The sequence below is a fragment of the Serratia sp. 201 genome, from assembly GCF_037027545.1.
Taxonomy (GTDB): domain Bacteria; phylum Pseudomonadota; class Gammaproteobacteria; order Enterobacterales; family Enterobacteriaceae; genus Serratia; species Serratia bockelmannii.
Map to the genome: position 1 here is coordinate 567,009 of NZ_JAXCHC010000002.1, position 26,962 is coordinate 593,970.

The 26,962-nt window shown below is 61.3% G+C and carries 24 protein-coding genes; 15 read left to right on the forward strand and 9 right to left on the reverse strand.

Going from position 1 to position 26,962, the window contains the following annotated elements; all coding sequences use genetic code 11:
• The first annotated feature begins 66 nt into the window (after positions 1 to 66).
• Complete coding sequence (locus WA302_RS10975; RefSeq protein ID WP_025303533.1) at positions 67 to 1,149, forward strand: FecCD family ABC transporter permease; 1,083 nt, start codon at positions 67 to 69, stop codon at positions 1,147 to 1,149.
• Positions 1,146 to 1,934, forward strand: coding sequence for an ABC transporter ATP-binding protein (locus tag WA302_RS10980; RefSeq protein ID WP_004935663.1), 789 nt, complete (start codon positions 1,146 to 1,148; stop codon positions 1,932 to 1,934). The genes WA302_RS10975 and WA302_RS10980 overlap by 4 nt, the downstream gene beginning before the upstream one ends.
• Before the next feature lie 33 nt (positions 1,935 to 1,967).
• Here WA302_RS10980 and WA302_RS10985 read toward each other — a convergent pair whose 3' ends face one another.
• The 5 genes from WA302_RS10985 to puuR all read right to left on the reverse strand — a co-directional run bounded on the left by WA302_RS10985 (position 1,968) and on the right by puuR (position 8,428).
• A complete protein-coding gene (locus WA302_RS10985; RefSeq protein ID WP_197791276.1) occupies positions 1,968 to 2,921 on the reverse strand; it encodes a siderophore ABC transporter substrate-binding protein in 954 nt (317 codons plus the stop codon).
• A 55-nt stretch (positions 2,922 to 2,976) separates the two neighbouring features.
• Entirely contained in the window at positions 2,977 to 4,965 is a 1,989-nt protein-coding gene (locus WA302_RS10990) for a ligand-gated channel protein (RefSeq protein ID WP_197837184.1), read from the reverse strand.
• A gap of 245 nt (positions 4,966 to 5,210) precedes the next feature.
• Complete coding sequence (locus WA302_RS10995; RefSeq protein WP_197837183.1) at positions 5,211 to 6,206, reverse strand: ABC transporter permease; 996 nt, start codon at positions 6,204 to 6,206, stop codon at positions 5,211 to 5,213.
• A complete protein-coding gene (locus tag WA302_RS11000) occupies positions 6,203 to 7,714 on the reverse strand; it encodes a sugar ABC transporter ATP-binding protein (protein WP_261456904.1) in 1,512 nt (503 codons plus the stop codon). The genes WA302_RS10995 and WA302_RS11000 overlap by 4 nt, the downstream gene beginning before the upstream one ends.
• Positions 7,715 to 7,870: 156 nt before the next feature.
• Positions 7,871 to 8,428 (reverse strand): HTH-type transcriptional regulator PuuR, encoded by a 558-nt coding sequence (gene puuR / locus WA302_RS11005; RefSeq protein WP_261456905.1) that lies wholly within the window; start codon positions 8,426 to 8,428, stop codon positions 7,871 to 7,873.
• 395 nt (positions 8,429 to 8,823) lie between these two features.
• Between puuR and WA302_RS11010 the strand changes: the two genes are divergently transcribed.
• Together WA302_RS11010 and WA302_RS11015 are read left to right on the forward strand one after the other, a co-directional pair.
• A complete protein-coding gene (locus tag WA302_RS11010) occupies positions 8,824 to 10,242 on the forward strand; it encodes a glutamine synthetase family protein (protein WP_261456906.1) in 1,419 nt (472 codons plus the stop codon).
• 535 nt (positions 10,243 to 10,777) lie between these two features.
• Positions 10,778 to 12,145, forward strand: coding sequence for an APC family permease (locus WA302_RS11015; RefSeq protein WP_025303526.1), 1,368 nt, complete (start codon positions 10,778 to 10,780; stop codon positions 12,143 to 12,145).
• Between the two features lie 70 nt (positions 12,146 to 12,215).
• Here WA302_RS11015 and sbcB read toward each other — a convergent pair whose 3' ends face one another.
• The 3 genes from sbcB to WA302_RS11030 form a co-directional block, all read right to left on the reverse strand.
• Positions 12,216 to 13,643 (reverse strand): exodeoxyribonuclease I, encoded by a 1,428-nt coding sequence (gene sbcB / locus WA302_RS11020; protein WP_261456907.1) that lies wholly within the window; start codon positions 13,641 to 13,643, stop codon positions 12,216 to 12,218.
• A 90-nt stretch (positions 13,644 to 13,733) separates the two neighbouring features.
• Positions 13,734 to 13,922: a DNA polymerase III subunit theta gene (locus tag WA302_RS11025; protein ID WP_025303524.1), complete on the reverse strand. Its 189-nt coding sequence runs from the start codon at positions 13,920 to 13,922 to the stop codon at positions 13,734 to 13,736.
• Positions 13,923 to 13,976: 54 nt separating this feature from the next.
• The gene (locus WA302_RS11030) at positions 13,977 to 14,183 is read right to left on the reverse strand and encodes a hypothetical protein (protein WP_025303523.1); all 207 of its coding nucleotides are present in this window, start codon (positions 14,181 to 14,183) and stop codon (positions 13,977 to 13,979) included.
• Positions 14,184 to 14,441: 258 nt separating this feature from the next.
• Between WA302_RS11030 and WA302_RS11035 the strand changes: the two genes are divergently transcribed.
• Positions 14,442 to 15,551 (forward strand): SDR family oxidoreductase, encoded by a 1,110-nt coding sequence (locus WA302_RS11035; RefSeq protein ID WP_025303522.1) that lies wholly within the window; start codon positions 14,442 to 14,444, stop codon positions 15,549 to 15,551.
• A gap of 34 nt (positions 15,552 to 15,585) precedes the next feature.
• On the opposite strand, the gene WA302_RS11040 is transcribed toward WA302_RS11035, so the two are convergent.
• The gene (locus WA302_RS11040) at positions 15,586 to 16,332 is read right to left on the reverse strand and encodes a S24 family peptidase (RefSeq protein ID WP_019453597.1); all 747 of its coding nucleotides are present in this window, start codon (positions 16,330 to 16,332) and stop codon (positions 15,586 to 15,588) included.
• A gap of 176 nt (positions 16,333 to 16,508) precedes the next feature.
• Between WA302_RS11040 and WA302_RS11045 the strand changes: the two genes are divergently transcribed.
• The 10 genes from WA302_RS11045 to araD all read left to right on the forward strand — a co-directional run bounded on the left by WA302_RS11045 (position 16,509) and on the right by araD (position 26,960).
• Entirely contained in the window at positions 16,509 to 17,276 is a 768-nt protein-coding gene (locus WA302_RS11045) for an N-acetylmuramoyl-L-alanine amidase (protein ID WP_025303521.1), read from the forward strand.
• 94 nt (positions 17,277 to 17,370) lie between these two features.
• Positions 17,371 to 18,438, forward strand: coding sequence for an FUSC family protein (locus WA302_RS11050; protein WP_025303520.1), 1,068 nt, complete (start codon positions 17,371 to 17,373; stop codon positions 18,436 to 18,438).
• 160 nt (positions 18,439 to 18,598) lie between these two features.
• Complete coding sequence (gene tmaR / locus WA302_RS11055) at positions 18,599 to 18,916, forward strand: PTS system regulator TmaR (RefSeq protein ID WP_004935612.1); 318 nt, start codon at positions 18,599 to 18,601, stop codon at positions 18,914 to 18,916.
• Between the two features lie 354 nt (positions 18,917 to 19,270).
• On the forward strand, positions 19,271 to 20,338 hold the full coding sequence (locus WA302_RS11060) for an erythritol/L-threitol dehydrogenase (protein ID WP_016927009.1): 1,068 nt from the start codon (positions 19,271 to 19,273) through the stop codon (positions 20,336 to 20,338).
• A 135-nt stretch (positions 20,339 to 20,473) separates the two neighbouring features.
• Complete coding sequence (locus WA302_RS11065; protein ID WP_015378502.1) at positions 20,474 to 21,391, forward strand: ABC transporter substrate-binding protein; 918 nt, start codon at positions 20,474 to 20,476, stop codon at positions 21,389 to 21,391.
• A gap of 54 nt (positions 21,392 to 21,445) precedes the next feature.
• Positions 21,446 to 22,936, forward strand: a complete 1,491-nt coding sequence (locus WA302_RS11070; protein ID WP_046896377.1) for a sugar ABC transporter ATP-binding protein — start codon at positions 21,446 to 21,448, stop codon at positions 22,934 to 22,936.
• Positions 22,933 to 23,922 (forward strand): ABC transporter permease, encoded by a 990-nt coding sequence (locus WA302_RS11075; protein ID WP_033655114.1) that lies wholly within the window; start codon positions 22,933 to 22,935, stop codon positions 23,920 to 23,922. Before WA302_RS11070 ends, WA302_RS11075 begins: the two co-directional genes overlap by 4 nt.
• An 8-nt stretch (positions 23,923 to 23,930) precedes the next feature.
• The gene (locus tag WA302_RS11080) at positions 23,931 to 25,418 is read left to right on the forward strand and encodes an FGGY-family carbohydrate kinase (protein ID WP_169540808.1); all 1,488 of its coding nucleotides are present in this window, start codon (positions 23,931 to 23,933) and stop codon (positions 25,416 to 25,418) included.
• Complete coding sequence (locus WA302_RS11085; RefSeq protein WP_046687461.1) at positions 25,405 to 26,274, forward strand: L-ribulose-5-phosphate 3-epimerase; 870 nt, start codon at positions 25,405 to 25,407, stop codon at positions 26,272 to 26,274. The genes WA302_RS11080 and WA302_RS11085 overlap by 14 nt, the downstream gene beginning before the upstream one ends.
• Positions 26,268 to 26,960 (forward strand): L-ribulose-5-phosphate 4-epimerase, encoded by a 693-nt coding sequence (gene araD, locus WA302_RS11090; RefSeq protein WP_033632583.1) that lies wholly within the window; start codon positions 26,268 to 26,270, stop codon positions 26,958 to 26,960. The genes WA302_RS11085 and araD overlap by 7 nt, the downstream gene beginning before the upstream one ends.
• Positions 26,961 to 26,962: the final 2 nt, after the last annotated feature.

Sequence of the window (26,962 nt, forward strand, 5' to 3'; positions counted from 1 at the left end):
ACTTTCCGGTTCACGGCGGACGCCTTCGCGCCGCTGTCATGATGGTTGTAACAGGTATCTTAACGAATGAGCGTATCCACCGATCCCATGACTGACGCCAAGGGGCAACCCAACGCCGGCGTGATGGGGCGTTATCAGCATATTCTTCGCCATCGCCTGATGATGATGGGCGTGTTGGCACTGGCGATCCTGGGCTCGCTGCTGCTGGATTTCACCATGGGGCCGTCCGGCCTGTCGCTGTCGTCCTTATGGCACACGCTGCTTGACCCCGCCGCGGCCGATGCCGGCACGCGGGTGATCGTCTGGGACATCCGATTGCCTTACGCGCTGATGGCGGTGGTGGTGGGCTTTGCGCTCGGCCTGGCCGGGGCGGAGATGCAGACCATCCTGAATAACCCGCTGGCCAGCCCCTTTACCCTCGGGGTGTCTTCCGCCGCGGCCTTTGGCGCCGCGCTGGCGATCGTGCTTGGCATCGGCATTCCGGGGATTCCCGACCAGTGGTTCATCTCCGCCAACGCCTTTATCTTCGCGCTGTTCGCTGCGCTGATGCTCGACGGCATCACGCGCTGGACGCGGGTCGCCACCTCCGGCGTGGTGCTGTTCGGCATCGCGCTGGTGTTTACCTTCAACGCGCTGGTCTCGATGATGCAGTTCATCGCCAGCGAGGACACGCTGCAGGGGCTGGTGTTCTGGACCATGGGCAGCCTGGCGCGCGCCTCGTGGGACAAGCTGGGCATTCTGTTCGGGGTGTTCGCCGTGCTGCTGCCGCTGTCGATGATGAGCTCGTGGAAACTGACCGCGCTGCGTCTGGGTGAAGACCGGGCGGTGAGCTTCGGCATTGACGTGCGCCGCCTGCGGCTGACCACGTTGCTGCGCATTAGCATGCTCTCGGCGCTGGCGGTGGCGTTCGTCGGGCCGATCGGCTTTATTGGCCTGGTGGCGCCGCACATCGCCCGCATGATCTTCGGCGAAGATCACCGTTTCTACCTGCCGGCCAGTGCGCTGATTGGCGCGCTGGTGCTGTCAATGGCCTCGGTGGCGTCGAAAAACCTGGTGCCCGGCGTGATCATTCCGGTGGGCATCGTGACGTCGCTGGTCGGGGTGCCGTTCTTCCTGAGCATTATTCTGCGCCACCGGGGGAACGTATGAGCCAGGGTTTACGGATAGAAAACTTCTCGGCGGGTTACCCGAAACGCCAGGTGATCGACAATCTCTCGGTGCCGATGCTGCCGCGCGGGCAAATCACCGTGCTGCTGGGGCCGAATGGCAGCGGCAAATCGACGCTGCTGCGCTCGCTGGCCGGGCTGAACCCGGCGCAGGGCAAGCTGTGGCTGGACGACGGCGATCTGATGCAGATGCCGTTCGCCCGTCGGGCGGAGAAAGTGGTGTACCTGCCGCAGTCGCTGCCCGCCGGAGTGCATCTGCACGTGCTGGAGTCGATCATCGTGGCGCAGCGCGCCTCGGGCGGCCGCAGCAACGCCGGCAGCGAAGCGGAAGTGATGGCTTTGCTGGAACAGCTGGGCATCGCCCACCTGGCGTTGAGTTATCTCGATCAGCTGTCCGGCGGCCAGAAACAGCTGGTGGGGTTGGCACAGTCGCTGATCCGTCAGCCGTCGCTGCTGCTGCTAGATGAGCCGCTGAGCGCGCTCGATCTCAACTACCAGTTCCACGTGATGGATTTGGTGCGCCGTGAAACCCGCAAGCGTAATATCGTGACGGTGGTGGTGGTGCATGACATCAACATCGCGCTGCGTCACGGCGACCACGTGCTGATGCTGCAGGATGGCGATCTGATCGCCGATGGCGCGCCGGATCAGGTGATTACGCCGCAGAGCCTGGCGCGGGTCTACGGCGTGCGCGGGCGCATCGAGCGTTGCTCGCAGGGCACGCCGCAGGTGCTGATAGACGGTCTGGTGAACCAGCCGACGATTTAACCCAAGAAAAAGCCCGGCATCGCCGGGCTTTCTTTATCGCGCAGCGTGGTTCAGGGCCTCGCTCACGCGTTCGACGACGTGCTGGGCGGTGACGATGCCGCCGGACAGATACACCTCGGCTGCCGGCAGGTAGACCACCTGGCCTTTTTTCACCGCCGTGGTTTTCTTCAGCGCGGTGCCGGTGAGGATTTTCTGCGGTGCCACCGCGTTCGGCCGCCCGGTCGCGGCGTCTCTGTCGATGACGAACAGCCAGTCCGGATTCAGTTTGGCCACCTGCTCAGGCGTCAGCTTGTTGCCGCGCACGTCTTTTTCGTCGGACTGCAGCGCGGACGCGAAGCCGAGGGCGTCATAGACGAAGCTGAAACGGCTCTTGGGCGCGTAAGCGCTGATCTTGCCGCCGGAGAACAGCACCACCAGCCCACGCCCGGCCTGGGTGGCCTGTGGTTTGACCGCGGCGATCTGCGCATCCAGCTTATCGACCGCCGCCTGCGCCTGTTGCTGCTTATCGAACAGCTCGCCCAGCTGCAGGGTGCGCTGTTTCAGGCTGCCCAACTGATCCTGCTGATCGACGGACATGTTCAGCGTCGGTGCCAGCGCGTTCAGCTCGTCATAAGCTTTGGACGCCCGGCCGGCGATCAGGATCAGGTCCGGCTTGGCGGCGCGCAGCACGGCCATATCCGGTTCGAACAGGGTGCCGGCATTGAGGTATTTGTCATCCTGATAGCGCTTCAGGCTATCCGGCAAGTTCTTGCGGTTGCCGGGCAGCGCCAGCGGTTCGACGCCCAGCAGCTGCAGCGTTTCCAGAGACGCGTAATCCAGCACCACGATGCGCTGCGGGTGCTTCTTCACCTCGGTGCTGCCGTTCAGGTGCTGGACGTTGACGGTGGCCGGAGTAGCGGCTATCGGCGTATCGGTTTTGCTGTGGCAACCCGCCAGCGCCATTGCGGCCAGCAGGGCGATCATCAGGGGGGAGCGGCGTAATCTCATGGAGCTTCCTCACGGTGATGGAATGAAAAGGGCGCGCAGCGCGCGCCCAGGGGCATCAGAAGTTGTAGGTCATGCCGACGGTGTAACGGCGGCCGTCCAGCGTGGTGCGGTAGTGATCGTAATCCACGGTTTTGTCGAGGATGTTGTAAACCCCGCCGGTCAGCTGCAGGTTTTTCGCCGCCTGGTAGCTCAGGCCCGCATCGACGAAGGTGTAGGATGGCGTGCTGGTCGCCATCGAGGTGCGGCTCAGATATTGTGAGGTTTTGCTGCGGAAGTTAACGCGCGACCACAGGCTGAGGTCCTGCGTGGCACGCCAGTCCAGCACGGTATTCAGCATGTGCTTAGGCATCTGGTTGAGCGCCTTGCCCTGGAACTCGCCGCTCTTCTGCTCGGAAGAGGTGTAGGTGTAGTTGGTGTTCCACTTCCAGTCTTTGTTGATCTGCCAGCCGAAGGTGGCCTCTACGCCGCGCATATTGGCTTTGTCGACGTTGACGCGATCGCTGATAAAGTCGTAGGACGTGCCGCCGATGGTGCAATCCGGCGTGTCTTCACAGCGGCGCACTTCGGTGATTTTGTCTTTAAAGTCAGTGTTGAAGACCGTCACGCCGGCGTTAACGCCTTTCAGGCTATCCCACATCAGGCCGATTTCTTCGCTCAGGCTCTTCTCTGGCTGCAGATCCGGGTTGCCGACGATGATGCCTTTACGCACGCCGCCGCCGGTGACCTGCCCCCAGTTAGGGGAGGATTGGCGCAGATCCGGCGATTTGTAACCGGCGGAGACGCCGCCTTTCAGCGTCCACTGTTCGGTCAGGTGCCAGACACCGTACATGCGTGGGGTCCAGTGGCTGCCGAAGTTTTCATCACGGTCCATACGGATGCCGCTGGTCAGGCTAAAGTCGTTGGTCAGCGCCCATTCGTCTTCAGCGAACAATGCCCAGCTCCAGCGCGTCAGCTTGCTGAGACCTTGAGCCGATTCAAGCTGGTTGCCACCGTCGCCCAGTTTTTCATAGCGGTATTGGCCGCCGAGGTTCAGCATGTGGGAACCCAGCTCGAACTGGTTCTGGGTGTTGAAGATGGTGTTGTAGGCCTTCATGTTACGGCCCGGGTTACCGGTTTCTTCGCGCTGCACGTAGCTGGTGGAGTTGCCGAAGTCGTAATAGCCGTTGTGGGTCAGCGCGTAGTTGGTGCGAGTGTATAGGCTTTCGCTGACCTCGGTTGGTGTGCACTTGCCTTTGCTGCAGCGCTCCGCCACTACCGATTTGCCCGGCGTGCTGTTGCGATCCTGCAGCGAGCGGCCGATTTCGAAATCGAATTCGTTTTTCTCGTCCGGCGTCAGGGTGAACACCGCGGTGCCGCTGCGCATGCGCTGTTCGTTATAACCGTTGGTGATTTTATCTTCCGCGCGGCGCGACAGCAGGCCGTTGACCCGCAGGCCGAGCAGGCCTTCAACCAGCGGGCCGGAGGCGTAGGCGTTGGTCTGGAACAGATCGCCGGAATCGCGGTTTTCCTGAACGGTGGCGTCACCGTGCAGCGAGCCTTTCCACTCGGTGCGTGAGGTTTTGCGGGTGATGACGTTGATCACGCCGCCCATGGCGTCGGAACCGTACAGCGAAGACATCGGCCCGCGCACCACTTCGATGCGTTCGATGGCTTCCAGCGGCGGCAGCCAGCCCTGTTCGATGCCGGCGTTGTCGCTGTTCGGGCGGGTGCTGCGGGTGTCGACGCGCTTGCCGTCCACCAGGATCAGCGTGTACTTGGAGGACATGCCGCGGATGCTGATGTCACTGCTGCTGGCGCCGCCGGTGACCACCACGCCCGGCACGTCTTTCAGTGCATCGGTCACGTCGCGATAGGCCTTATCTTCGATCTGCTGGCGCGGGATCACCGAGATGGACGCGGCGGAGTCCTGAATTTTTTGCTGGAAGCCGGAGGCGGTGACGACCATGGTGTCCTGGGTGTCGTTCTGCGGCGCGGCCAGCGCGGCGGTGGCGCTGAGTGAAGCGACAACCAGAGCGGCGAGCTTGCTGTAACGTGGCGTTTCCATGAGGTGAACCTTTCCTGGGTTGAATTGAAAGTAATTAACCAATTGAATTTCTAATGAAATTATTCATCGTTCGCTGAGAAATACTTCGCTTCGTCAGCGTTGCGTGAGGGTATTGTAAGGATTTTTTACTGAATGTAAACGCTAATGATAATTCATATCATTTGTATGCGGGTTCTACTGACGAAAAAGAGTAACCGGATGAATTAAAGGGGAAAAGCGGCGCAGCGGGCGTGCGCCGGGGAGGATCAGCGTTTCTGGATGTAGGTAATGGCCAGCGCCAGCGCCAGCACCAGGCCTTTGATAATGTCCATGGCGTAGTAGGGCACCGACAGCATCACCAGGCCGTTTTGCAGCACGCCGAGGATCACCGCGCCGATCAGGGTGCCGAGCGCATTGGGTTTGCCGGAGCCCGCCAGCGAGAAGCCGATATAGGCCGCCGCCACCGCGTCCATCAGATAACCGCCGCCGGCGTTGACCTGCGAAGAGCCGATACGTGACGCCAGCAGGATGCCGCCAAGCGCCGCCAGCCAGGAAGAAATAACGTAAGCGGCAACCCTGTAACGTACGGTGCGGATACCCGACAGACGCGCCGCTTCGGGGTTGCCGCCGATGGCATACATGCGGCGGCCATGCTTGGTCAACGACAGGAACAGCTGCACCGCCACGGTGACCGCCAGCATGATCAGCACGATCACCGGCACCTGGCCGAGGGCGGAAAACACCTCCGGGATCAGGCCTTCCGCCATGTCGCCATTCGGCAGCACCATGTTTTGGGTGATGGAACCGCCGTAGCTGTAGGTCATCGCCACGCCCTGGATCACGAACAGGCTGGCCAGCGTCGCCAGCATGTCGGGAATTTTGAGCACCACGATCAGCAGGGCGTTGAACAGGCCGACCAGCGTGCAGAGCAGCAGCGTTACCACGATGGCGCCGGTGGTGTCGAACCCGTGCCAGACGAACAGTGAAATCACCAGCGCGTTGGCCAGCGAGGCGGTCGAGCCGACCGACAGATCGAAACCGCCGACCGACAGCGAGATGGAGACGCCGATGGCGATCACCGTCACGATGGCGATCGAACGCAGGATGTTGATGATGTTATTGGCATCGAGAAAGTTGTCCGACGCCAGGCCAAACAGGGCGATCAGCGCCGCGACGGTCAGCAACATGCCCCATTTGTAGAGGAAATCAAACAGCTGTTGGCGCCAGGGCAGCGCAGGCCGCAGGGCAAATTCTTTACTCACGCAGGGGTTCCTCCGGTGGAATAGAGCAATAAGGTTTCTTCGTCGATGTCGGCGGCGTTCAACTCCGCCACGATGCGGCCGTCCCACAGCACGCAGATGCGATCGCACAGGCCAATCAGCTCGGCGAACTCGCCGGAGGCGTAAATCACGCCTTTGCCGGCGTGAGCCAGGCCGTCGATCAGGCTGAACAGCTCCTGCTTGGCCTTGATGTCCACGCCCTTGGTCGGCTCATCGAAGATCAGCACCTCGGCGTTGCCGCGCAGCCACTTGCCGATCGCCACTTTTTGCTGATTGCCGCCGGACAGGCGCGCCAGCCGCTGTTGCGGGCCGGAGGCGCGAATGTTCAGACGCTGCATGATCTCGCGCGCCCAGCGCAGCTCTTGCCGCCGGCTGAACAGGCTCCAGCGCGAGAAGCTGTCGTCGGCGCTGACGCTCAGGTTCATCGGGATCGCCTCATCGATAAAAATGCCTTCTTTGCGGCGCTCTTCCGGCACCAGCGCCAATCCTTGTTCGACCGACAGGTGCGGCGCGCGTGGCGCCCAGGGCTGCCCGCGCAGTTCGCCGCGCTCGAGCTGCACGGTGCTGGCGCCGAACAATGCCTTGCACAGTTCGGTTTTGCCCGCTCCGGCCAGCCCGGCGATGCCGAGGATCTCTCCTTCATGCAGCCGCAGCGAAACGTCGCGCAGCTTATGGCGATCGCGCAAGCCCTCCACCTGCAGCAGCTTACGCCCAGCGTGCGGCGGGCGCGGCGGCGGGAAAATGTCGTCCAGCCGGTGGCCGAGCATTTTCTCGACGATCTGTTCGCCGCTCAGCCCGCGCATGGCGTCTTCGCTGACGCGCCGGCCGTCGCGCAGCACCGTCAGCCGATCGCAAATGTCGCTCAGTTCGTGGATGCGGTGAGAAATGAACACAATGCCGATGCCTTCGGATTGCAGGCGGCGCACTACGTTAAACAGGCGCTCGCTCTCGGCGCGATCGAGCGGCGCGGTCGGTTCGTCGAGCACCAGAAAACGGCAGCGGTGCGACAGCGCGCGCGCCAGCAGCACCTGCTGTTTTTCCGCCAGCGTGCAGTCCGCCAGGCGTCTGCGCGGGTTGAGCGGCAGCGCCCATTGCTGCAGCAACTGCGCCGCGCGGCGGTGCAGCTCTGCCCAGTTCAGCCAGTGGCCCGGCTCGTTCAGCCAGTCCAGCATGATGTTTTCCGCCACCGACAGCGTGGGGATCAGCGCGACGTCCACCTCTTGTTGCACCACGTGAATACCGTGGCGGCGCGCCTGCAGCGGGGAGTGGATCGCCACCGCCTGGCCGTCGATCAGGATCTCGCCGCGATAATGGTCGTGGGCGCCGGAGAGGATCGCCATCAGCGTCGACTTGCCCGCGCCGTTGGCGCCGACCAGCGCGTGGATTGAGCCGCCCTGCAGCGTGAAGTCCACGTCCTGCAGCGCGTTGAAGCCGGCGAAGGCGATCGAGATATTGCGCATCTCGAGGCGCGAAGGCGTTGCGGTTGACATTGCGTAGTAAGGCCGTTTAGATGTTTAGATGGCTGTTTTGCTCTGTTGTAACACAGATTACGCCGTTGGCAACCAACAAAATGGCATAACGGCGATGAAAAACGTCGAGAGGCAGGGGGCGCAACCCGTGTCAGGCTGCGCCGGAGCGATAAGCGGTCAGAAGGTGGTGGGGGTATGTGCGCTGACGATGCGGCAAATGCGCGCCGAAGTATTGCTGAAGCTGTGCGGGATGCCGGTGTTGATGGCGTAACTCTGGCCGGCGGTCAGGCAGTAGCTCTGGCCGTTGATGGTCAGCACGATCTCGCCCTCCAGCAGGGTGCCGATCTCTTCGCCCTGGTGCTTGATCTTTTCACCGGTGGTGGTGCCGGGCTGGTAGGTTTCCAGCATCATCGCCAGGTTGCGCGTGGGGCTGCCGTTGTGCACCAGCTTCATCGACACCCCCTGGCTGCCGATCTCAATCAGGCCCTCGGCGTCGATCACCACGCGCGGTTCGTCGGCGGTTTCCGGTTCGGCAAAGAATTCAGACAGCGACAGGCCATACACCTTCAGCAGCTTTTGCAGCGTGCTGATGGCCGGGCTGACCTTGTCCTGTTCGATGGTGCTGATCGCACTGTGGGTTAACCCGGACAGTTCGGCGACCCGGCGCTGTGACAAACCCAATTGCTGACGGATCTGCGACAGGCGTTTGCCCGGTGCCAAGCTGACTTCGCTCATAGCGGTACTTCCTTCTGGTAAGGGCGACAGGCAGAAATGAAGATCGCTATCGGGTGCCTGTCTGGTCGATAACGATACTGCATGATATCGGTAGTTAGGGTGGGTTTGGAAAATATATTGCCCATGTTCACTCTTGGTGCGTTGGACAAAATAGTTGACGTGAAAATGGCAGTAAGGCCTTTTCGGTCAATATTTTATCAATTTAGCAGCCGCTGGCGAATAATCAAACAGGATTGTAACATTTGCAAACCCATTCTGTTAATACTATGTTTCATATTGTGGATGTTATTTTGAGCGCCCGGCAGCGGCGCGGCCTGACGAGAAATCCAATCATGTGTTGAATCGAACGGTGGACGGGCGCCAACGCGCCTTCAGAGCATAATGGCGGGTGACGTATGCAAACCAATAGCGCAGCAGTTGAACATTTTGCACAGCATCATGAAGAGAGGCGAAGTAGCGCGTTCCAAAATGAGGTTGCTCATTATTTGGAACGCCATCCCGCCACGCAGTATGTCGATATCCTTCTCACCGATCTTAATGGTTCCTTCCGCGGCAAACGCATACCCGTCTCTGGGTTAAAAAAACTGGAAAAAGGCAGCTACTTCCCCGCGTCGGTGTTCGCCATGGACATCCTTGGCAACGTGGTGGAGGAGACCGGCCTTGGGCAGGAGCTCGGCGAACCGGACCGCATTTGCCTGCCGGTGCCCGGTTCGCTGACGCCGTCAGCCGCCGATCCGGAGCACATCGGCCAGGTGCTGCTCACCATGCTGGATGAAGATGGCACTCCCTTTGACGTTGAACCCCGCAATGTGCTGAACCGCGTGTGGCAGGCGCTGCGCCAGCGCGGTTTGTTTCCGGTGGCAGCGGTAGAGCTGGAGTTTTATCTCATCGATAGGCTGCGCGACGCGGAAGGCGATCTGCAGCCGCCGTGTGCGCCCGGCACTCAGGAACGCAACACCCAAAGCCAGGTGTATTCCGTCGATAACCTGAACCATTTCGCCGAGGTGCTGAACGATATCGACGCGCTGGCGAAGCTGCAGGGGCTGCCGGCGGACGGCGCGGTGGCGGAGGCGTCGCCGGGGCAGTTCGAGGTCAACCTGCGTCATACCGACGACATCCTGCTGGCCTGCGACCACGCGCTGGCGCTGAAGCGGCTGGTGCGGCTGGTCGCCGAGAACCACGACATGCACGCCACCTTTATGGCCAAACCCTATGAGGATTACGCCGGCAGCGGCATGCACGTGCATGTCAGCATGCAGGATAGTGCGGGCAACAACCTGTTTGCCGACGCCGAAGGCGAGGATTCGCCGCTCTTGAAACAGGCATTGGCCGGGATGATCACCCTGATGCCGGCGTCGATGGCGCTGCTGGCGCCGAACGTCAACGCCTACCGGCGCTTCCAGCCGGGGATGTATGTGCCGATCCAGGCCGCCTGGGGCCACAACAACCGCACCGTGGCGCTGCGCATTCCCTGCGGCGAACCGGAGAACCACCGGGTGGAGTACCGCGTGGCCGGCGCCGATGCCAATCCTTATCTGGTGATGGCGGCGATCCTGGCCGGCATGCTGTACGGGCTGGACAACCTAGTGCCGCTGCCTGAGCCGGTGACCGGCAACGGGCTGGAGCAGGAAGGGCTGCCGCTGCCGATCCGCCAGAGCGACGCGCTGTACGAGTTTGAACATCAGCACGCGCTGACGCACTATCTGGGCGAGCGTTTCACCCAGGTGTATCACGCCTGCAAGACCGACGAACTGCTGCAGTTTGAACGGCGGGTGACGGAAACCGAGATCGACTGGATGTTGAAAAATGCCTGAATGGGCGTATAAAGTAAGAGGTATGTGCGGGTGACTGGCCTGCCGGCAGCGGATTAATTCGCCTGCCGGGCTGGTTTTCCGTGCGATCGACAAAAAGAATTTGTATTTGAGGGTTTCCGGATCTTGTCATTCGGAGGCATTCTGGTGCAAAATATCTCAAATGCAGATAGCCGACGTTTTGAAAGCGTCGGTTATTTTTTTTGCATTATGTTTTACCAACGTAGCGTTTCATACACCAAGCGAGGCCGGACACCGATCCGGATAGATAAATAGTTTCGTGCACGATCAAACAAAACTTTATGGTCGTGACTCATGAGGATTAGAAAGATGGGGCAATTTTTCACTTTAGCGCCGGTGCCCGCCGGTTTCCGCTGTGGCCGCAGCGACTATGGAGCAGCCGAGGTTTCCTCGACCCGTTATCCAGCTTACAACCCCCTTCTTTTAGAATTAAGTCGCTCGTTGCGAAGTTTCCCCGCAACCTTAAGTCTTGGCGTGTCCGCCATCCGCAAGGCTCAAGGTAAGGGGGGGCTGAACAATGTCCGATAACACCATCAACGCCGCTCCGGCTCAGCGCACTCAGCTGCGTAAAACCCTGACATTAGTTCCGGTAGTGATGATGGGCTTGGCTTACCTGCAGCCAATGACCATTTTCGATACCTTCGGCATCGTATCCGGTTTGACCGATGGTCACGTCGCGACCGCGTACGCCTTCGCTCTGCTGGCGATCCTGTTTACCGCCCTGAGCTACGGCAAGCTGGTGAAGAAGTTCCCTTCCGCCGGTTCCGCCTACACCTACGCCCAGAAAGCCATCAGCCCGCACGTCGGCTTTATGGTGGGCTGGTCATCGCTGCTGGACTATCTGTTCATGCCGATGATCAACATTTTGCTGGCTAAGATTTACCTGGAAGCGATCTTCCCGGGCGTACCGTCCTGGATCTTCGTGGCGGTGCTGGTCGGCTTGATGACGATTTTCAACCTGCGCGGCATCAAGCTGGTGGCTAACCTGAACTCCATCATCGTGGTGGTGCAGGTGGCGATCATGATCGTGTTCCTCGGCCTGGTGATCAACGGTATTTACCACGGCGAAGGCGCCGGTACGCTGGTCAGCAGCCGCCCGTTCTGGTCCGATAACGCCCACGTGGTGCCGATGATTACCGGCGCGACCATCCTGTGCTTCTCGTTCCTGGGCTTCGACGGCATCAGCTCGCTGTCCGAAGAGACCAAAGACGCGGAAAAAGTGATCCCGAAAGCCATCTTCCTGACGGCGCTGATCGGCGGCATCATCTTTATCGTGGTGTCTTACTTCGTGCAGCTGTACTTCCCGGACATCTCGCGCTTCAAGGATCCGGACGCCTCACAGCCTGAAATCATGCTGTACGTGGCGGGCAAGTTCTTCCAGTCGGTGATCCTGGTGTTCTCCTGCGTGACGGTATTGGCGTCGGGCATGGCGGCGCACGCGGGCGTTTCGCGTCTGATGTACGTGATGGGCCGCGACGGCGTGTTCCCGACTCGCTTCTTCGGCTATGTGCATCCGAAGTGGCGTACCCCGGCGCTGAACGTGCTGCTTGTAGGCGCCATCGCGTTGTCCGCGGTGTCGTTTGACCTGGTGACCGCGACCGCGCTGATCAACTTCGGTGCGCTGGTGGCCTTCACCTTCGTTAACCTGTCGGTGATCTCGCAGTTCTATATTCGCGACAAGATGAACCGCACCGTGAAGGACACATTTAACTACCTGATCCTGCCGGTGATGGGCGCACTGACCGTCGGCGCGCTGTGGATCAACCTGGAAGCCAGCTCGATGACGCTGGGCCTGGTTTGGGCGGCCATCGGTTTGATCTACCTGGCCTTCGTCACCCGCAGCTTCCGTCTGCCGGTGCCGCAAGCGAGCGAAGACGCCGCCTAAGCGCGAGCCGTCTCCTCAGCCACAAAAAAGGCCGCTTTCGCGGCCTTTTCCTTTTCTGCTGCGGCGGGGTTTATCCCACCAACTCTTTGCCGTAATCGAACAGCGCTTTCAACAGGGCGGTTTTCTCTTTGTCGCCTTCGTGCAGGTTATACAGCGATTCGAGCTGCAGCAGGTAACTCTGCACGCGCTCTGCGCTCAGCGCTTCCTGGCGGTGTTGCAGCCAGCGACGCTGCTCGGCGTCGTCCAGCGTATTCGGGTAGTTGCGCGCGCGGAAGCGGAACAGCAGCTCTTTCATGCGGCCGTCGCTGAAGGCCAGATCCAGCGCCGGCAGGTTCTGCGGTTTGGTCTGCTGGATAATCCTCATCGCCGCCTTGTCGGCGTCGCTGAAGAAACCGTCGTACAAGCGGGCGTCGACGTCGTCGGCGCCTTTGAACGGCTCGGCTTCGGCGAACAGCGTGACCACTTTCTCGCGCACTTCCGGATGCTGTTTCAGCAGCTGCAGATTTTGCAGACACGCCTGACGATCGATGCCCAGCCGCTCGGCATTCTCCGGCAGCAGGGTTTTGGCCGGCGCCAGCACCGGGCATTTGTTGATGTGCACCAGCTTGATCGGCACCGGTGCCTGATCCGGCGCCAGATCGTCACGGCGGGTATACAGCCGTTCACGCAGCTGCTCGGCGCTCAGCGTCAACAGCGGCGTCATGTCGCCGGCCAGATCGCACATGATCACCGCGTTCTTGTTGTCCGGGTGCCAGGCCAGCGGCGACACCCAGCTGGTATTGCCGCGCGCCGCGCCGAACATGCCGGAGACGTGCACCAGCGGCGTCATGTCGGCGACGTCGATCAGGGCGTTCAGCTTGTGCTTGTTGCGGTGCTGCAGCAGGAAATCGAACAGCCGCGGCTGTGCCTGTTTGACCAGCTTGGCCATGGCGATAGTGGCGTAAACGTCCGACATCGCGTCGTGAGCCTGCGTGTGCTCGACGCCGTTGGCGCGCGTCAGATGTTCCAGGCGGAAGCTGGGGAAACCGTCTTCGTTTTCCGGCCAAACGATGCCGTCCGGGCGCAGAGCGTAGCAGGCGCGCATCACATCCAGCAGATCCCAGCGCGAGTTGCCGTTTTGCCAGCTGTAGGCGTAGGGATCGTAGAAGTTGCGATAGAAGATATTGCGGCTCACTTCGTCATCGAAGCGGATGTTGTTGTAACCGAGAATGCAGGTGCCGGCCACGCTGAAGGCCTGATGGATTTGGCGGGTGAACTCGGCCTCGTTAACCCCTTTGGCACGCGCCACCTGCGGCGTGATGCCGGTGATCATCACCGCCTCGGGTTCCGGCAGGTAGTCATCGGCCGGGGCGCAGTAGATGACCAGCGGCTCTTCGATAATGTTGAAATCCATATCGGTGCGCACGCCGGCGAACTGCGCCGGGCGGTCCAGCGACGGGCTCTTGCCGAAGGTCTCGTAATCGTGGATATAAAATGTGGCCGGTGCCTTGCTGCTCAAAATCGCGTCTCTTCAGTGGCGGATACAATATGCCTCTATTGTAACGGCGTAGGGAGCGATGCCAAGCGGCGGTTAGCGAAATGCGCGCAATTACGCACGGCGATAGAAATCCAGCCGCTGGTGAAAGTAGGGGAGCAGGTGGTCGGGGATCTGTCGTTCTGTTTCCGCCTGGGTCGAAGCGATGCCGTAGCGCTCGTTGTAGATCACGCTGATGGCCAGCAAATCGGCTTCTATTTTCTCGCGTTGCGCCTGCGGTAAGCTATCCAGCTTTCGAACCATCGTTATCTCCCTGTTAACCTTAGGGTATAATAGGATCGTTAGCGGGTCTTGTCCCTACCCATTCCGAGGGGAGGTGGACGCCTGCGCGCTTTGCTGCGAGCTGGGGGCCAGACTGTGGCGCGCGGCGAACTCGTTCTGCGCCTGGTGCGCATTGAGGCGATCTGCCCGGTTATACAGCGAACAGGCGCCGCTTATCACCGCCCCCCAAAACAGGGCGCACAGCAGTAAAACCCCCAACCAGATTTTTTGGTTATAGGTCATAGGTCCTCCACGGACGAGAAGAGAAATAACATTGACCGTTAAATTAAATCAGGCACTACATCAATGGTATTTAAACGGCAGAGATTAATCATCCAATCTACGCGCTTCTTTTGTTACTAAAGCCACGATGGATGTTTCAAAAGATTCCTTAAGATAATATTAAGAAAAGTGATTCTGGGCGCCGTAATTCTATTTAATATTTGTTTAAATACCCGCAGATACAATCTCCCACATTCAATACCAATGTGGGTGACAATGATGAAAACGCTACTGTTAACCGGCGCTACCGGCTTTCTCGGTGGTGCAGTTCTTGAAAAATTATTGATTGAAAATCAGTCTATTAATTATCTTTTACTGGTGCGCGCCGATGATGCGCAGCAAGGATTGGCTCGTATTCGCACGAATATGGAAAAGTTTAATATCGACGCGAATCTGCTGTCTAAAATTACGATAGAAAATATATTGTTGGGCGACCTTTCCGAGCCGGCCGAATTTTTAACTGACGCACGTATTAACAATGTCACGCACGTTATTAACTGTGCGGCCGTTGCTTCATTTGGTAATAACCCGCTCATTTGGAAGGTAAACGTAGAAGGCACCCTGGCCTTTGCCGAAAGAATGGCGCAGGTGCCGGGATTAAAACGCTTTCTGCATGTTGGTACCGCCATGTCCTGTTCCCCGGAACCGGGTTCGCTGGTGGCGGAGAGCGGCGAATTTGAGGAAGATGCCGAGCATCTGGTGGAATATACGCGTTCCAAATCCACCATCGAACAGCTGATGCGCCAACGCTGCCCGCAAATGCCGCTGACCATCGCTCGTCCGTCGATTGTCGTGGGCCACACCCGCCTGGGCTGCCAGCCTTCCAGCAGCATTTTCTGGGTGTTTGGCATGGCGCTGATGCTGCGCAAGTTTATGTGCTCGCTGCAGGACAATATCGACGTGATCCCGGTGGACTACTGTGCGGATGCGCTGGTGATGCTGATGAACAGCGAAACGCTGGAGAACGACGTTTATCACATCTCCGCCGGTGAAGAGCGCAGCGTCAGCTTTGCCGAAATCGACCGCGCCATGGCGGCAGCGCTGGAAAAAGCGCCGGTGGGCGATGAGTATGCGCAGGTGACGTATGACGCGTTGGTGAAAATGCGCCGTCAGCTGAAAGACATTTTCGGCCCGTGCAACGAGCGGCTGATGCTGAAGGCGATGCGCCTGTACGGCTCGTTCGCCATGCTCAACGTGCGTTTCAGCAACGAGAAGATCCTCAAGCTGGGCATGCCGAAACCGCCGCGCTTCACCGACTACATCGCCGGTTGCGTGCAGTCGACTCGCGGGTTGTCTATCCAGCAGCAGATGGTGGTGGACTTCAAATAACCGCCGGGCGCAGCGGGCGCCCGAGGTTGCTCTGCTACCAGGACGAAGAGGACCAGAAGACGCGGCCGAGCACCACCAGTTGCTCCTTGCGCTGCTGATAGCTGAGATGCTCGTCCTGGTACTCTTCACGGTTGAGGGAGCGGATGATGACGCCGCCGTCCGGCTGCTCGATCAGCACCTTCACCCGCAGCAAATTGCCGTGGCGGATGGCATAGGTCTTGCCCTCGCGGATGCGCGTGTCGTCGGTGTTGATGCCGACCACGTCGCCATCCTGCAGACGTGGTTCCATGCTGGAGCCGGAGATGCGGATAATGCGCGCGGCGTTGACCGCCACCCCCATCTTGTGCAGATAGTAACGGCGGAAGATCAGCGAAAATTCCTCGCGATCGACGATTTCGTAGCAGCCGTCGCCGGCGGAAAAATCAATATCCAGCAGCGGGATCTCCACAAACTCTTCCTTGTCCTGTTCGGTATCTTCCCATACCACCGGTTTTAAACGGGCGGGCTGGAAGTCCGACTCCGCCGCCACGTTGTCAAACGGGCGCACCAGCTGCTTTTCATGAAACACGTCGAACCAGCCCTTGGGCAAATTCAGCCTGGCCTCGATCCGCCTGGCCAGATTGTCGCCAAGATTGCGGGAGGATTTCTCCCCGATGATTTGGCTCAGCGTCGGCGCGGAAGACTCAACCAGCGTGGCGAATTCATTCTGGTTGACGCCTTGCCGGGCGTAGCGGGCCATCAATTCGCGCAGATTGTTGCGCCTGATTTCTTTAGTTTCCATTGTGCAATGATCGCACTCTTTAGCAAAAAGGTAAATAACGATTTTGCTAAAAAACACTTGCGCATGATTTAGCAATTAGCTAAAACAAAAAGGGTGAGCCAAGGGTTCACCTGTGCGGGGCGGCCTGTCATGATGAGGGGCCGCTCAGTGAAATCAAACGAGAGAGGGACTTTACGATGTATAAGATTGATTACAATAGCTACCGATCGGTCGCCAGCTTCGGCCACCGCGTGCGTTTTCTGGTGCTGCACTACACGGCGCAAAACTTCGCCGACTCGGTGAAGTCGTTGACCGGAAAATCGGTCAGCGCGCACTATCTGGTGCCGGATCCGACCGAGGCCACCTATCAGGCCGCCGGCTTCAGCGGCGTGCGCATTTTCAACCTGGTGGACGAGAACGAGCGCGCCTGGCATGCCGGTACCAGCCAGTGGGGCACCCGCAGCAATATCAACGACACCTCGATCGGCATCGAGATCGTTAACCTGGCGAGCGGCGACGGTGGAAACATCACCTTCCCGCCGTTCAATCCGCAGCAGATCGAGGCGGTCACCCAGCTGGCGCAGAACATCCTGCAGCGTTATCCGGACATCTCGCCGGTGAACGTGGTGGCGCACTCCGATATCGCGCCGGGCCGCAAGAGCGATCCGGGCCCGCAGTTCCCGTGGCAGCAGCTGTATCAGGCCGGCGTCGGCGCCTGGTATGACGAAGCGACCAAGCAGCAGCGCCAGCAGGAATACTGCAGCCAGGGCCTGCCGGCGCAGGCCGATTTGCTGAAACTGTTCGCCCAATATGGCTACGACACCTCGGCGGCGAACACCGCAGAAGGCTATCGCCAGCTGGTGCGCGCGTTCCAGCTGCACTTCCGTCAGCAGAAGTATGACGGCGTGATGGATGTTGAAACCGCCGCCGTTCTGCGCGCGCTGGTCGACAAGTACGCCGCCTGAGCCTGACCGCGAATGGGGGACGCCTCATTCGCCTTTTCCTCGCCGGGCTTCCTCCGCTAAAATAGCGGCCTGGCTGGTCTTTATCGGAGGCATTGTGCGCCTCGATCGAAAAATCTCTTCCCTTGAACTGCTGACCTATCGCCACTACCGCATCGTACACGGCGTGCGCATCGGGCTGGCGTTTATTCTGACCTTTCTGCTGATCCGCCTGCTGGCGGTGCCCGAAGGCACCTGGCCGCTGATCACCCTGGTGGTGGTGATGGGGCCGATCTCGTTTTGGGGCAACGTGCTGCAGCGGGCGCTGCAACGCATTGCCGGCACGGTGTTCGGCGCCGCGTCCGGCCTGATCGCCCTGTATCTGGAACTCTATTCGCTGCCGCTGATGCTGGCTTGGTGCGGCGTGGTGATGTTCGTCTGCGGTTACCTGACGCTCGGCAAACGGCCGTATATGGCGCTGCTGGTGGGGATCACGCTGGCGGTGGTATGCGGCGCGGGCGCCGGTGACATGCACACCGCGCTGTGGCGCAGCGGCGACGTGATCTTCGGTTCGCTGCTGGCGCTGCTGTTCACCAGCATCTACCCACAGCGCGCCTACATTCTGTGGCGCATGCAAATGGCGGACTGCCTGCAAACCGCCGCCCGCCTCTACGGCGCGTATTTTTCGCCGAACGTTATCGAGCGGCCGCGGCTGGAGCCGCAGCTCAAGGATCTGTTGAATCAGGTGGTGAAGCTGCGCAGCCTGATCGTGCCCGCCAGCAAGGAAACCCGCATCCCCAAAGCGGTGTTCGAGGCGGTGCAAACCCTCAGCCGCAATTTGGTGTGTACACTGGAGCTGATGGCCGACGCCTACTGGGCCTCGCGCGAAACGCACTTCATCATGTTGAACGCCCGCACGCTGCGCAGTACCCAACTGCTGACGCTGAGCTCGCTGGAATCGCTGGCGGTGCTGATGCGCGAAGGGCCGCAGGCGCAGCGGCAGGCGGTGGCGGGGCAGCTGGCGGAGATCGCCGGCGAGCTGAAAACGCTGATGCAGGAGGTCAGCCTCGGCCAGCACGGCGAAGCGCCGATTTACGGCTACGTTTGGCTCAGCATGGAGCTGGCGCAGCAGCTGGAAGAGTTGGGGGATCTGCTCCAGGTTTGTACCGCCGCCGGGCGTGAATAGGGGGTCAGATCATGAAGGCGGCGCTTTGGGTTTTGGCCGCCGGGGCAAAGTGGGTAAGATAAGGCAATCACTGTTGTGCCGGACCGCCACAAACCTGTATCTTGGTGCCATGTGGCCGTAAGCAAATGAATCTGTGTATTACTAAAGCAAGGGTATAAAGATGGATAATGCAAATAAGCCGAGTTTCCAGGACGTGCTGGAGTTTGTGCGTATGTTCCGCCGCAAAAACAAACTGCAACGCGAGATCGTCGACAACGAAAAGAAAATTCGTGATAACCAGAAGCGCGTGCTGCTGCTCGACAACCTGAGCGAGTACATCAAGCCCGGCATGAGCATTGAAGACATTCAGGGCATCATCGCCAACATGCGCAGCGACTACGAAGATCGCGTTGATGACTACATCATCAAAAATGCCGATCTGTCCAAAGAGCGCCGCGAGCTGTCCAAAAAGCTGAAAGCGATGGGCGAAGTGAAGTAACCCGCTTTATCGGGCCGGGTGCGATGCCTGGCCCGCATTCCTGCCAATCATCTTCTTCCCGCCGTTTCGATCATCTCCCGATCCTCATCGATCCTTTAAATGGGATCGCGATCCGCATTTGTAGCATTTTTAGCCGCAATGTTAACGAACTGTGATTTTGCTCAAACAATTATTTTTGCAGCTTTGGTTATATGTCGATCAATGTTCACGTTGTCATTTTGAGTTTTCGGGATGTTTGATGATTAATTCATTGAAATTTATCATGTTGTTTCGTTACTTGTTTTTTGTTGGATAAAAATGACAACGTCAACATTAAGAAAATTCAAGCGTTTAACGAGTGTATTGGAGGAAGAGATGAGCCAGTTGCCGGAAAAAATGCGCGCGGTCGTTTGCCACGGCCCGCAGGATTATCGTTTCGAACAGGTGCCTACGCCGCTGCCGAAGGCGCGCGAGCTGGTGATCAAGGTGGAAGGCTGCGGCATCTGCGCCGGCGACTGCAAATGCAAGAACGGCGCGCAGATGTTTTGGGGGGAGAACCCGTGGGTCAAACCGCCGGTGGTGCCGGGGCATGAGTTCTACGGCCGCATCGCCGCGCTGGGCGAGGGCGCGGAAGGCAAATACCGGATCGGCGAGCGGGTGATCGCCGAGCAGATCGTGCCGTGCTGGGAGTGCCGCTACTGCAAATCCGGCAGCTACTGGATGTGTGAGACGCATAACATTTACGGCTTCCAGAAAGACGTGGCGGAGGGCGGCATGGCGGAATACATGCGTTTTTCCGAGAACGCCATCGTGCACAAGATCCCGGAAAGCCTGAGCCACGAAGACGCGGTATTGATTGAGCCGATGGCCTGCGCCATTCACACCGTGGCGCGCGGCGACATCCAACTGGACGACGTGGTGGTGTTGGCCGGCGCCGGGCCGCTCGGGCTGTGCATGGTGCAGGTGGCGCGCCTGAAGACGCCAAAGAAACTGATCGTGATCGACGCCATCGACGAGCGGCTGGCGCTGGCGAAGGAATTCGGCGCCGACGTGGTGATCAACCCGCTGAAGGAAGACGCTGACCAGATCGTCAAATCGCTGACCGGCGGCTACGGCTGCGACGTCTACATTGAGGCCACCGGCGCGCCGATCGGCGTCACCCAGGGGCTGCAGATGATCCGCAAGCTGGGCCGCTTCGTAGAGTTCAGCGTGTTCGGTAAGGAAACCACCGTCGATTGGTCCATCATCGGCGATCGCAAAGAGCTGGACATTCGCGGCGCGCACCTGGCGCCCTACAGCTACGAAATCGCCATCGATCTGTTCGAGCGCGGGCTGGTGACTTCCAACGGCGTGGTTACCCACAGCTATTCATTGAACGACTGGGACGAAGCCTTCGCCCTGGCGGACTCGACCGACTCCATCAAGGTGATCCTGGTTCCCTGACCCTCCCGCCGTACCGCTGTTGCAGTCACGATCGCCGGCCCGTTCGCAATGGGGGGCCGGCCGGTCGGCCAAACGTAAAGACATGCTGTTGCTCTGATAACCACAACAAGAAGCTTCCCTACAGGAGAATTGGCTATGTTTTCATTATTCAAAAAGACCCTGCCTTTTATCGTCGCCGGTGGAATGTTGGCGGCCAGCCATGGGGCGCTGGCCAAGCAAATCACTATCGGTATGTCGTTCCAGGAAATGAACAACGACTACTTCGTCACCATGAAGCAGGCGCTGGATCAGGCGGCGGCGGATATCGGCGCCAAGGTGTACGTGGCCGATGCGCGCCATGACGTCGCCAAACAGATCGGCGACGTGGAAGACATGCTGCAGAAGAAGGTGGATATCCTGCTGATCAACCCGACCGATTCGGTGGGGGTGCAGTCGGCGGTGATCTCCGCCCATAAGGCCGGCGCGGTGGTGGTAGCGATCGACGCCCAGGCGGAAGGGCCGCTGGATTCGTTCGTCGGCTCGGAAAACTACGACGCCGGCTTCCAGGCGGGCGAGTACCTGGCGAAAGCGCTGGGCGGCAAAGGCAAGGTGGCGATCCTCGACGGCATCCCGGTGGTGCCGATCCTGGAGCGCGTGCGCGGCTTTGAAGCGGCGATGAAAAAATACCCCGACATCAAGATTGTCACCAAGCAAAACGGCAAGCAGGAGCGCGACACTGCGCTGACCGTGACCGAAAACATGCTGCAGTCGGCGCCTGATCTGGCGGGCATCTTCAGCGTCAACGACGTCGGCGCGCTCGGCGCCCTGGCGGCGATCGAAAGCAACGGCGCCAAGGTCAAGCTGGTGAGCGTCGACGGCCAGCCGGAAGCCATCAAAGAGATCCTCAAGCCGAATTCGCCGTTCATCGCCACTTCGGCGCAGTTCCCGCGCGACCAGCTGCGCATTGCGCTCGGCATTGCGCTGGCCCGCTACTGGGGCGCCACGGTGCCGAAAACCGTGCCGGTCAAAGTGAAGCTGATCGACCGCAGCAATGCGGCCGGCTTTAGCTGGTAACAGCAGCCGGGTTCGCCCCGCTGCGGCGGGGCGTTCGGTGCGGAGGGCAATACGGTGACACCTTTACTGGAACTGAAGCGAATAAAAAAGAGCTTTCCCGGCGTGAAGGCGCTGGACGGCATCGATCTGGCCATTCAACGCGGCGAGGTGCACGCCCTGCTGGGCGAAAACGGCGCCGGCAAATCGACGCTGGTGAAAATCATGTGTGGCATCTATCAGCCGGACGAGGGCGATATTTTTATCGACGGCGAGCAGCGCCGCTTTAACAACTATCGCCAGGCGATCGAGGCCGGGGTCGGCATTATTTTTCAGGAATTCTCGTTGATTCCCTACATGAGCGCCATCGACAACATCTTCCTCAACCGGGAGATCAGGAACCGCTGGGGCCTGCTGGATCGGCGGGCGATGCGGCGCAAGGCCGAGGCGATCTTCAAGCGGCTGACGGTGGCTATCGATCTCGATTGCCCGGTGGAGCAGCTGAGCGTGGCGCAGCAGCAGTTCGTTGAGATCGCCAAGGCGCTGTCGCTGGAGGCGCGGGTGCTGGTGCTGGATGAGCCGACCGCCACGCTGACGCCAGGCGAGGCCGAGCACCTGTTCAGCGTGATGAACGATCTGCGGCTGCTGGGCGTCGGCATGGTGTTTATCTCGCACCACCTGGACGAGATCTTCACCATCTGCGATCGCATCACCGTGCTGCGCGACGGCGCCTACATCGAAACGCTGGCCACCGGCGACACCAACGTGGAAGAGCTGGTGCGGCTGATGGTCGGGCGCAAAATCGAGAACGCTTTCCCGGTGAAGCAGCACCCGGTCGATACCGCGACGGTGCTGCTGGAGGCGGAGATCCAGCGCGAGAAGCACGGCGCGACCGACCGTTTTCACCTGCACAAGGGCGAGATCCTCGGCTTCGCCGGGCTGGTGGGCTCCGGGCGCACCGAGACCGTTTCGGCGCTGATCGGCGCCAGCCGCTGCCACCGTAAACGTGTCCGCCTCGGCGGCCAACCGGCGGCGCTGCGCTCCCCGGCGCAGGCGCTGGCGCAGGGTATCGGCCTGCTGCCGGAGAGCCGCAAAACCGAGGGCCTGGTGCTGCCGTTCTCGGTGGCGCAGAACATCACCCTCAACCGGCATCACCGGCGCGGCAAGATCTTCGTCAGCGCCCGCAAGGATCGCGACGTGGTGCAGCGGCTGATCCGCGCCGTGGGGGTGAAAACCCCGGACGCTGAGACCGCCGTCAGCACCCTGAGCGGCGGCAACCAGCAGAAGGTGGTGATCGCCCGCTGGCTCAACAATGACTGCAACATCCTGATCTTCGACGAGCCGACGCGCGGCATCGACGTGGGCGCCAAGGCCGAGATCTACCAGCTGATGCAGCAACTGACCCAGCAGGGCATCTCCATCATCATGATTTCCTCCGAACTGCCGGAGATCATCGGCGTGTGCGACCGCGTGCTGGTGTTTCGCGGCGGCCACATCGTCGCCGAGCTGACCGGCGACGACATCGAATCCAACCACATCATGCTTCACGCGACCGGGAGTGCCTTATGATCGGAATTGAACAACCCGCCGTGGCGCGCCGCGCCGCCGGCCCCAGCCTCGGCAAGCGCTGGGAAAAACTGCTGCATCACCCGGCGGTCTTGCCGTTTATCGGCTTTGTGATCCTGTTCGTGCTGATGAGCCTGTTGAACGACAGCTTCCTCAGCGTCAACAACCTGACCAACGTGGCGCGCCAGGTGTCGATCAACGCCATCATCGCGGTGGGCATGACCTGCGCCATCCTGACCGGCGGCATCGATCTCTCGGTGGGGCCGGTAATGGCGCTGGCCGGCTCCGTCGCCGCCGGGCTGATGCTGGCGGCGGTGCCGATCCCGCTGGCGATGGTGGCGGCGCTGGCGGTCGGCGCGCTGTTCGGCCTGGCCAACGGCGCCTGCATCGCCTACCTGCGCATGCCGCCGATCATCGTCACCCTGGCGTCGATGGGCATCGCCCGCGGCCTGGCGCTGCTCTATACCGGCGGCTACCCAATCTCCGGCCTGCCCGACGTCTTCTCCTTCTTTGGCCGCGGCACGGTGCTGGGCATTCAGGTGCCGATCCTGATCATGCTCGGCGTGTACGTGCTGGCCTGGCTGATGCTCAACCAGCTGCCGTTCGGCCGCTACGTCTACGCGATGGGTGGCAACGAAGAGGCGGCGCGCCTGAGCGGCATCCGCGTGCCGCGCTACAAGATGCTGGTGTACGTGATCAGCGGCCTGACCGCCGCGCTGGCCGGGCTGGTGCTGACCTCGCGCCTGATGAGCGGGCAGCCCAACGCCGGCGAAGGCTTCGAGCTGGACGCCATCGCCGCCGTAGTGCTGGGCGGGGCGGCGATCTCCGGCGGGCGCGGCGCCATCGTCGGCACGCTGGTGGGGGCGATGATGCTCGGGGTGCTCAACAACGGCCTCAATCTGATGAACGTGTCGCCATATATCCAGAACGTGGTGAAGGGCGGCATCATCCTGGCCGCCATCTACCTCAGCTCCGTGCGGCGCAAATAGGAGGCGCGATGTCAGTCTTTCTTGGCATAGACGTCGGCGGCACGGTGATCAAGGCCGGGCTGTACCGGGCAAGCGGTGAAGAGCTGGCGATCGCCGAGCGCGACGGCGCGGCGATTGCCGCACAGCCGGGCTTCAGCGAACGCAATATGGACGCGCTGTGGGATGATGTTTGCGCGGCGATCCGCCAGACGCTGCACGCGGCGGGGCTGGAGGCCGGGCAGGTGCGCGGCGTCAGTTTCTCGGCGCACGGCAAAGGGCTGTACGCCATCGACCGCCACGGCAAACCGGTCGGCAACGGCATCCTCTCTTCGGACAACCGCGCGGCGGCCACGGCGGCTGAGCTGCGCCGCACCGGCGTGGACGCGCAGACCTACCCGCGCAGCCTGCAGCCGCTGTGGCCCAGCCACCCGGCGCTGCTGCTGCGCTGGCTGAAGCAGCAGCAACCGGCGCAGTACGCCGCTGTCGATCGCATCCTGATGGCGCACGACTACCTGCGCTTTCGCCTCACCGGCGAGGCGGCGGCCGAGGTGACCAACATCTCCGGCAGCAACCTGTTTAACCAGCACAGCGGCGCTTACGATCCGGCGCTGATGGCGGCCTTCGGCATCGAAGAGGCGCAGGAGAAGACCGCGCCAACGATCGGCTCGGCGCAGCTGGCCGGGCGGGTGACGGCCTCTGCGGCGGCGCAGTGCGGCCTGCGAACGGGCACTGCGGTGTACGGCGGCCTGTTCGACGTGGTGGGCGCGGCGCTCAGCTCCGGCGTGGCCGACGATCGCACGCTCAGCGCGGTGGCGGGCACCTGGTCGATCGCCACCTGCGTGACCGAGCGCATCATTCCTGCCGATTACCCCTACGCCTGGGGGCGCTACTGCATCGACGGACGCTATTTCGTGCACGAAGGCAGCCCGACCTCGGCCGGCAACCTGGCCTGGTTCCTGCGCCAGTTCTGCGCCGACGACCGGCAGCGCTACGCCCAGTTTAACGCCTGGGTGGCCGAGCGCCGCGAGCAGCCGAGCGGGCTGCTGTTCCTGCCTTATCTGTACGGCTCCAACCTCGGCGGCAACACGCCGGGCGGGCTGATCGGCCTGAGCGCCCACCACGAGATGGCGGACGTGGTGCAGGCGATCTACCAGGGCATCGTGTTCTCGCACCTGATCCATCAGGAGCGCATGGTGCAGCTGAACCCGCGCATCGAGCGGGTGCGCATGACCGGCGGGCCGACGCAGTCCGAGGTCTGGATGCAGATGTACGCCGACGCCGGCAACCTGCCGCTCGAGGTGGTGGAAACGCGCCAGAGCGGCTGCCGCGCCGCCGCCCTGTGCGCCGCCGTCGGCGCCGGGGAGTACGCCGGGTTCGCCGAAGCGATCGCCGCCGCGCCGCCCAAGCTGCGCTGTTATTATCCCGCGACCGCCGCCCACCGGCGCCTGCGCGCCCAGCAGGCGCGCTATCTGGCGGTCGCTCAGGCTTTGAGTGAGGTGACTGATGCAAACGACTAACGCCGCCTGTCTGGGGCTGTATGAAAAGGCGCTGCCCGCCGATCTGAGCTGGCCGCAGCGGCTGGCCACCGCCGCCGAGCTGGGCTTTGAGTTCGTAGAGATGTCGATCGACGAACAGCCGGCGCGCCAGCAGCGGCTGGATTGGGATCGCCGCCAGCGGCTGGCGTTTATCCAGGCGCGACTCGACAGCGGGGTGACGGTGCCGAGCCTGTGCCTGTCGGCGCACCGGCGCGACCCGTTCGGCAGCGCCGACGCCGCCACCCGCGAGCGGGCGCGGGTGCTGATGAGCAAAGCGCTGGAACTGGCGACGGATCTCGGCATCCGCAACATCCAACTGGCGGGTTACGACGTCTATTACGAACCCGCCGATCGCCACAGCCGCGAACGCTTTATCGAGGGCATGCAGTGGGCGGCGGCGCAGGCCGCCAGAGCGCAGGTGATGCTGTCGGTGGAGGTGATGGACACGCCGTTCATCAACAGCATCAGCAAATGGCGCGACATCGCCCGCCACGTCAACAGCCCGTGGTTCACGGTGTATCCCGATCTCGGCAACCTCAGCGCCTGGGGTAACGATGTCGCCGCCGAGCTGGCGCTGGGCATCGGCAGCATCACCGCCGTGCACCTCAAAGACACCGTCGCGGTGGGGCCGGGCAGCGCCGGGCAGTTCCGCGACGTGCCGTTCGGCGAAGGCTGCGTGGATTTCGCCCACGCCTTTTCCGTGCTCAACGCGCTCGGCTATCGCGGCCCCTACCTGCTGGAGATGTGGGCGCGCGAAGACGGGCAGGATAAGCAACGCATCGCCCAGGCCAAGGCCTGGATCGAACAACAGATGATCGAGGGAGGCATCGCATGCTGAACGAACTCAAGCGGCAGGTGCTGGCCGCCAACCTCAGCCTGCCGGCATACGGGCTGGTGACCTTTACCTGGGGCAACGTCTCGGCGATCGATCGCCAGAGCGGGCTGGTGGTGATCAAGCCTTCGGGCATCGCCTACGAGGCGATGACGCTGGAGGATTTGGTGGTGGTGGATCTGGAGGGCAAGGTGCGCGAAGGGCACCGCAAGCCCTCATCCGATACCGCCACCCACCTGGCGCTGTACCGCGCCTTCGCCGATATCGGCGGCGTGGTGCACACCCACAGCCGCAACGCCACCATCTGGGCGCAGGCCGGGCAGCCGATCCCGGCGCTGGGCACCACTCACGCCGACTACTTTTACGGCGACATTCCCTGTACCCGGCCGATGAGCGAGGCGGAGATCGCCGGCGATTACGAGGGGGAAACCGGTAAGGTGATCATCGAGACCTTCAATCAGGCGGGGCGCGATCCGCAGCAGGTGCCGGGAGTGCTGGTCTATTCCCACGGCCCGTTCGCCTGGGGCAAGGACGCGGCGGATGCGGTGCACAATGCGGTGGTGCTGGAAGAGGTGGCGATCATGGCGATGGCGACGCGCCAGCTGGCGCCGGCCATCGCCCCGATGCAGCCGGAGCTGCTGGACAAACATTTCCTGCGCAAGCACGGCAAACACGCCTACTACGGGCAATAGCG

What these genes read in the sequence shown, in the direction of transcription:
- WA302_RS10975 (WP_025303533.1), top strand. Translation starts at nt 67, where the DNA reads ATGAGCGTATCCACCGATCCCATGACTGACGCCAAGGGGCAACCCAAC.
- WA302_RS10980 (WP_004935663.1), top strand. Translation starts at nt 1,146, where the DNA reads ATGAGCCAGGGTTTACGGATAGAAAACTTCTCGGCGGGTTACCCGAAA.
- WA302_RS10985 (WP_197791276.1), bottom strand. Translation starts at nt 2,921, where the DNA reads ATGAGATTACGCCGCTCCCCCCTGATGATCGCCCTGCTGGCCGCAATG.
- WA302_RS10990 (WP_197837184.1), bottom strand. Translation starts at nt 4,965, where the DNA reads ATGGAAACGCCACGTTACAGCAAGCTCGCCGCTCTGGTTGTCGCTTCA.
- WA302_RS11000 (WP_261456904.1), bottom strand. Translation starts at nt 7,714, where the DNA reads ATGTCAACCGCAACGCCTTCGCGCCTCGAGATGCGCAATATCTCGATC.
- puuR (WP_261456905.1), bottom strand. Translation starts at nt 8,428, where the DNA reads ATGAGCGAAGTCAGCTTGGCACCGGGCAAACGCCTGTCGCAGATCCGT.
- WA302_RS11010 (WP_261456906.1), top strand. Translation starts at nt 8,824, where the DNA reads ATGCAAACCAATAGCGCAGCAGTTGAACATTTTGCACAGCATCATGAA.
- WA302_RS11015 (WP_025303526.1), top strand. Translation starts at nt 10,778, where the DNA reads ATGTCCGATAACACCATCAACGCCGCTCCGGCTCAGCGCACTCAGCTG.
- WA302_RS11025 (WP_025303524.1), bottom strand. Translation starts at nt 13,922, where the DNA reads ATGGTTCGAAAGCTGGATAGCTTACCGCAGGCGCAACGCGAGAAAATA.
- WA302_RS11030 (WP_025303523.1), bottom strand. Translation starts at nt 14,183, where the DNA reads ATGACCTATAACCAAAAAATCTGGTTGGGGGTTTTACTGCTGTGCGCC.
- WA302_RS11035 (WP_025303522.1), top strand. Translation starts at nt 14,442, where the DNA reads ATGAAAACGCTACTGTTAACCGGCGCTACCGGCTTTCTCGGTGGTGCA.
- WA302_RS11040 (WP_019453597.1), bottom strand. Translation starts at nt 16,332, where the DNA reads ATGGAAACTAAAGAAATCAGGCGCAACAATCTGCGCGAATTGATGGCC.
- WA302_RS11045 (WP_025303521.1), top strand. Translation starts at nt 16,509, where the DNA reads ATGTATAAGATTGATTACAATAGCTACCGATCGGTCGCCAGCTTCGGC.
- tmaR (WP_004935612.1), top strand. Translation starts at nt 18,599, where the DNA reads ATGGATAATGCAAATAAGCCGAGTTTCCAGGACGTGCTGGAGTTTGTG.
- WA302_RS11060 (WP_016927009.1), top strand. Translation starts at nt 19,271, where the DNA reads ATGAGCCAGTTGCCGGAAAAAATGCGCGCGGTCGTTTGCCACGGCCCG.
- WA302_RS11065 (WP_015378502.1), top strand. Translation starts at nt 20,474, where the DNA reads ATGTTTTCATTATTCAAAAAGACCCTGCCTTTTATCGTCGCCGGTGGA.
- WA302_RS11075 (WP_033655114.1), top strand. Translation starts at nt 22,933, where the DNA reads ATGATCGGAATTGAACAACCCGCCGTGGCGCGCCGCGCCGCCGGCCCC.
- WA302_RS11080 (WP_169540808.1), top strand. Translation starts at nt 23,931, where the DNA reads ATGTCAGTCTTTCTTGGCATAGACGTCGGCGGCACGGTGATCAAGGCC.
- WA302_RS11085 (WP_046687461.1), top strand. Translation starts at nt 25,405, where the DNA reads ATGCAAACGACTAACGCCGCCTGTCTGGGGCTGTATGAAAAGGCGCTG.
- araD (WP_033632583.1), top strand. Translation starts at nt 26,268, where the DNA reads ATGCTGAACGAACTCAAGCGGCAGGTGCTGGCCGCCAACCTCAGCCTG.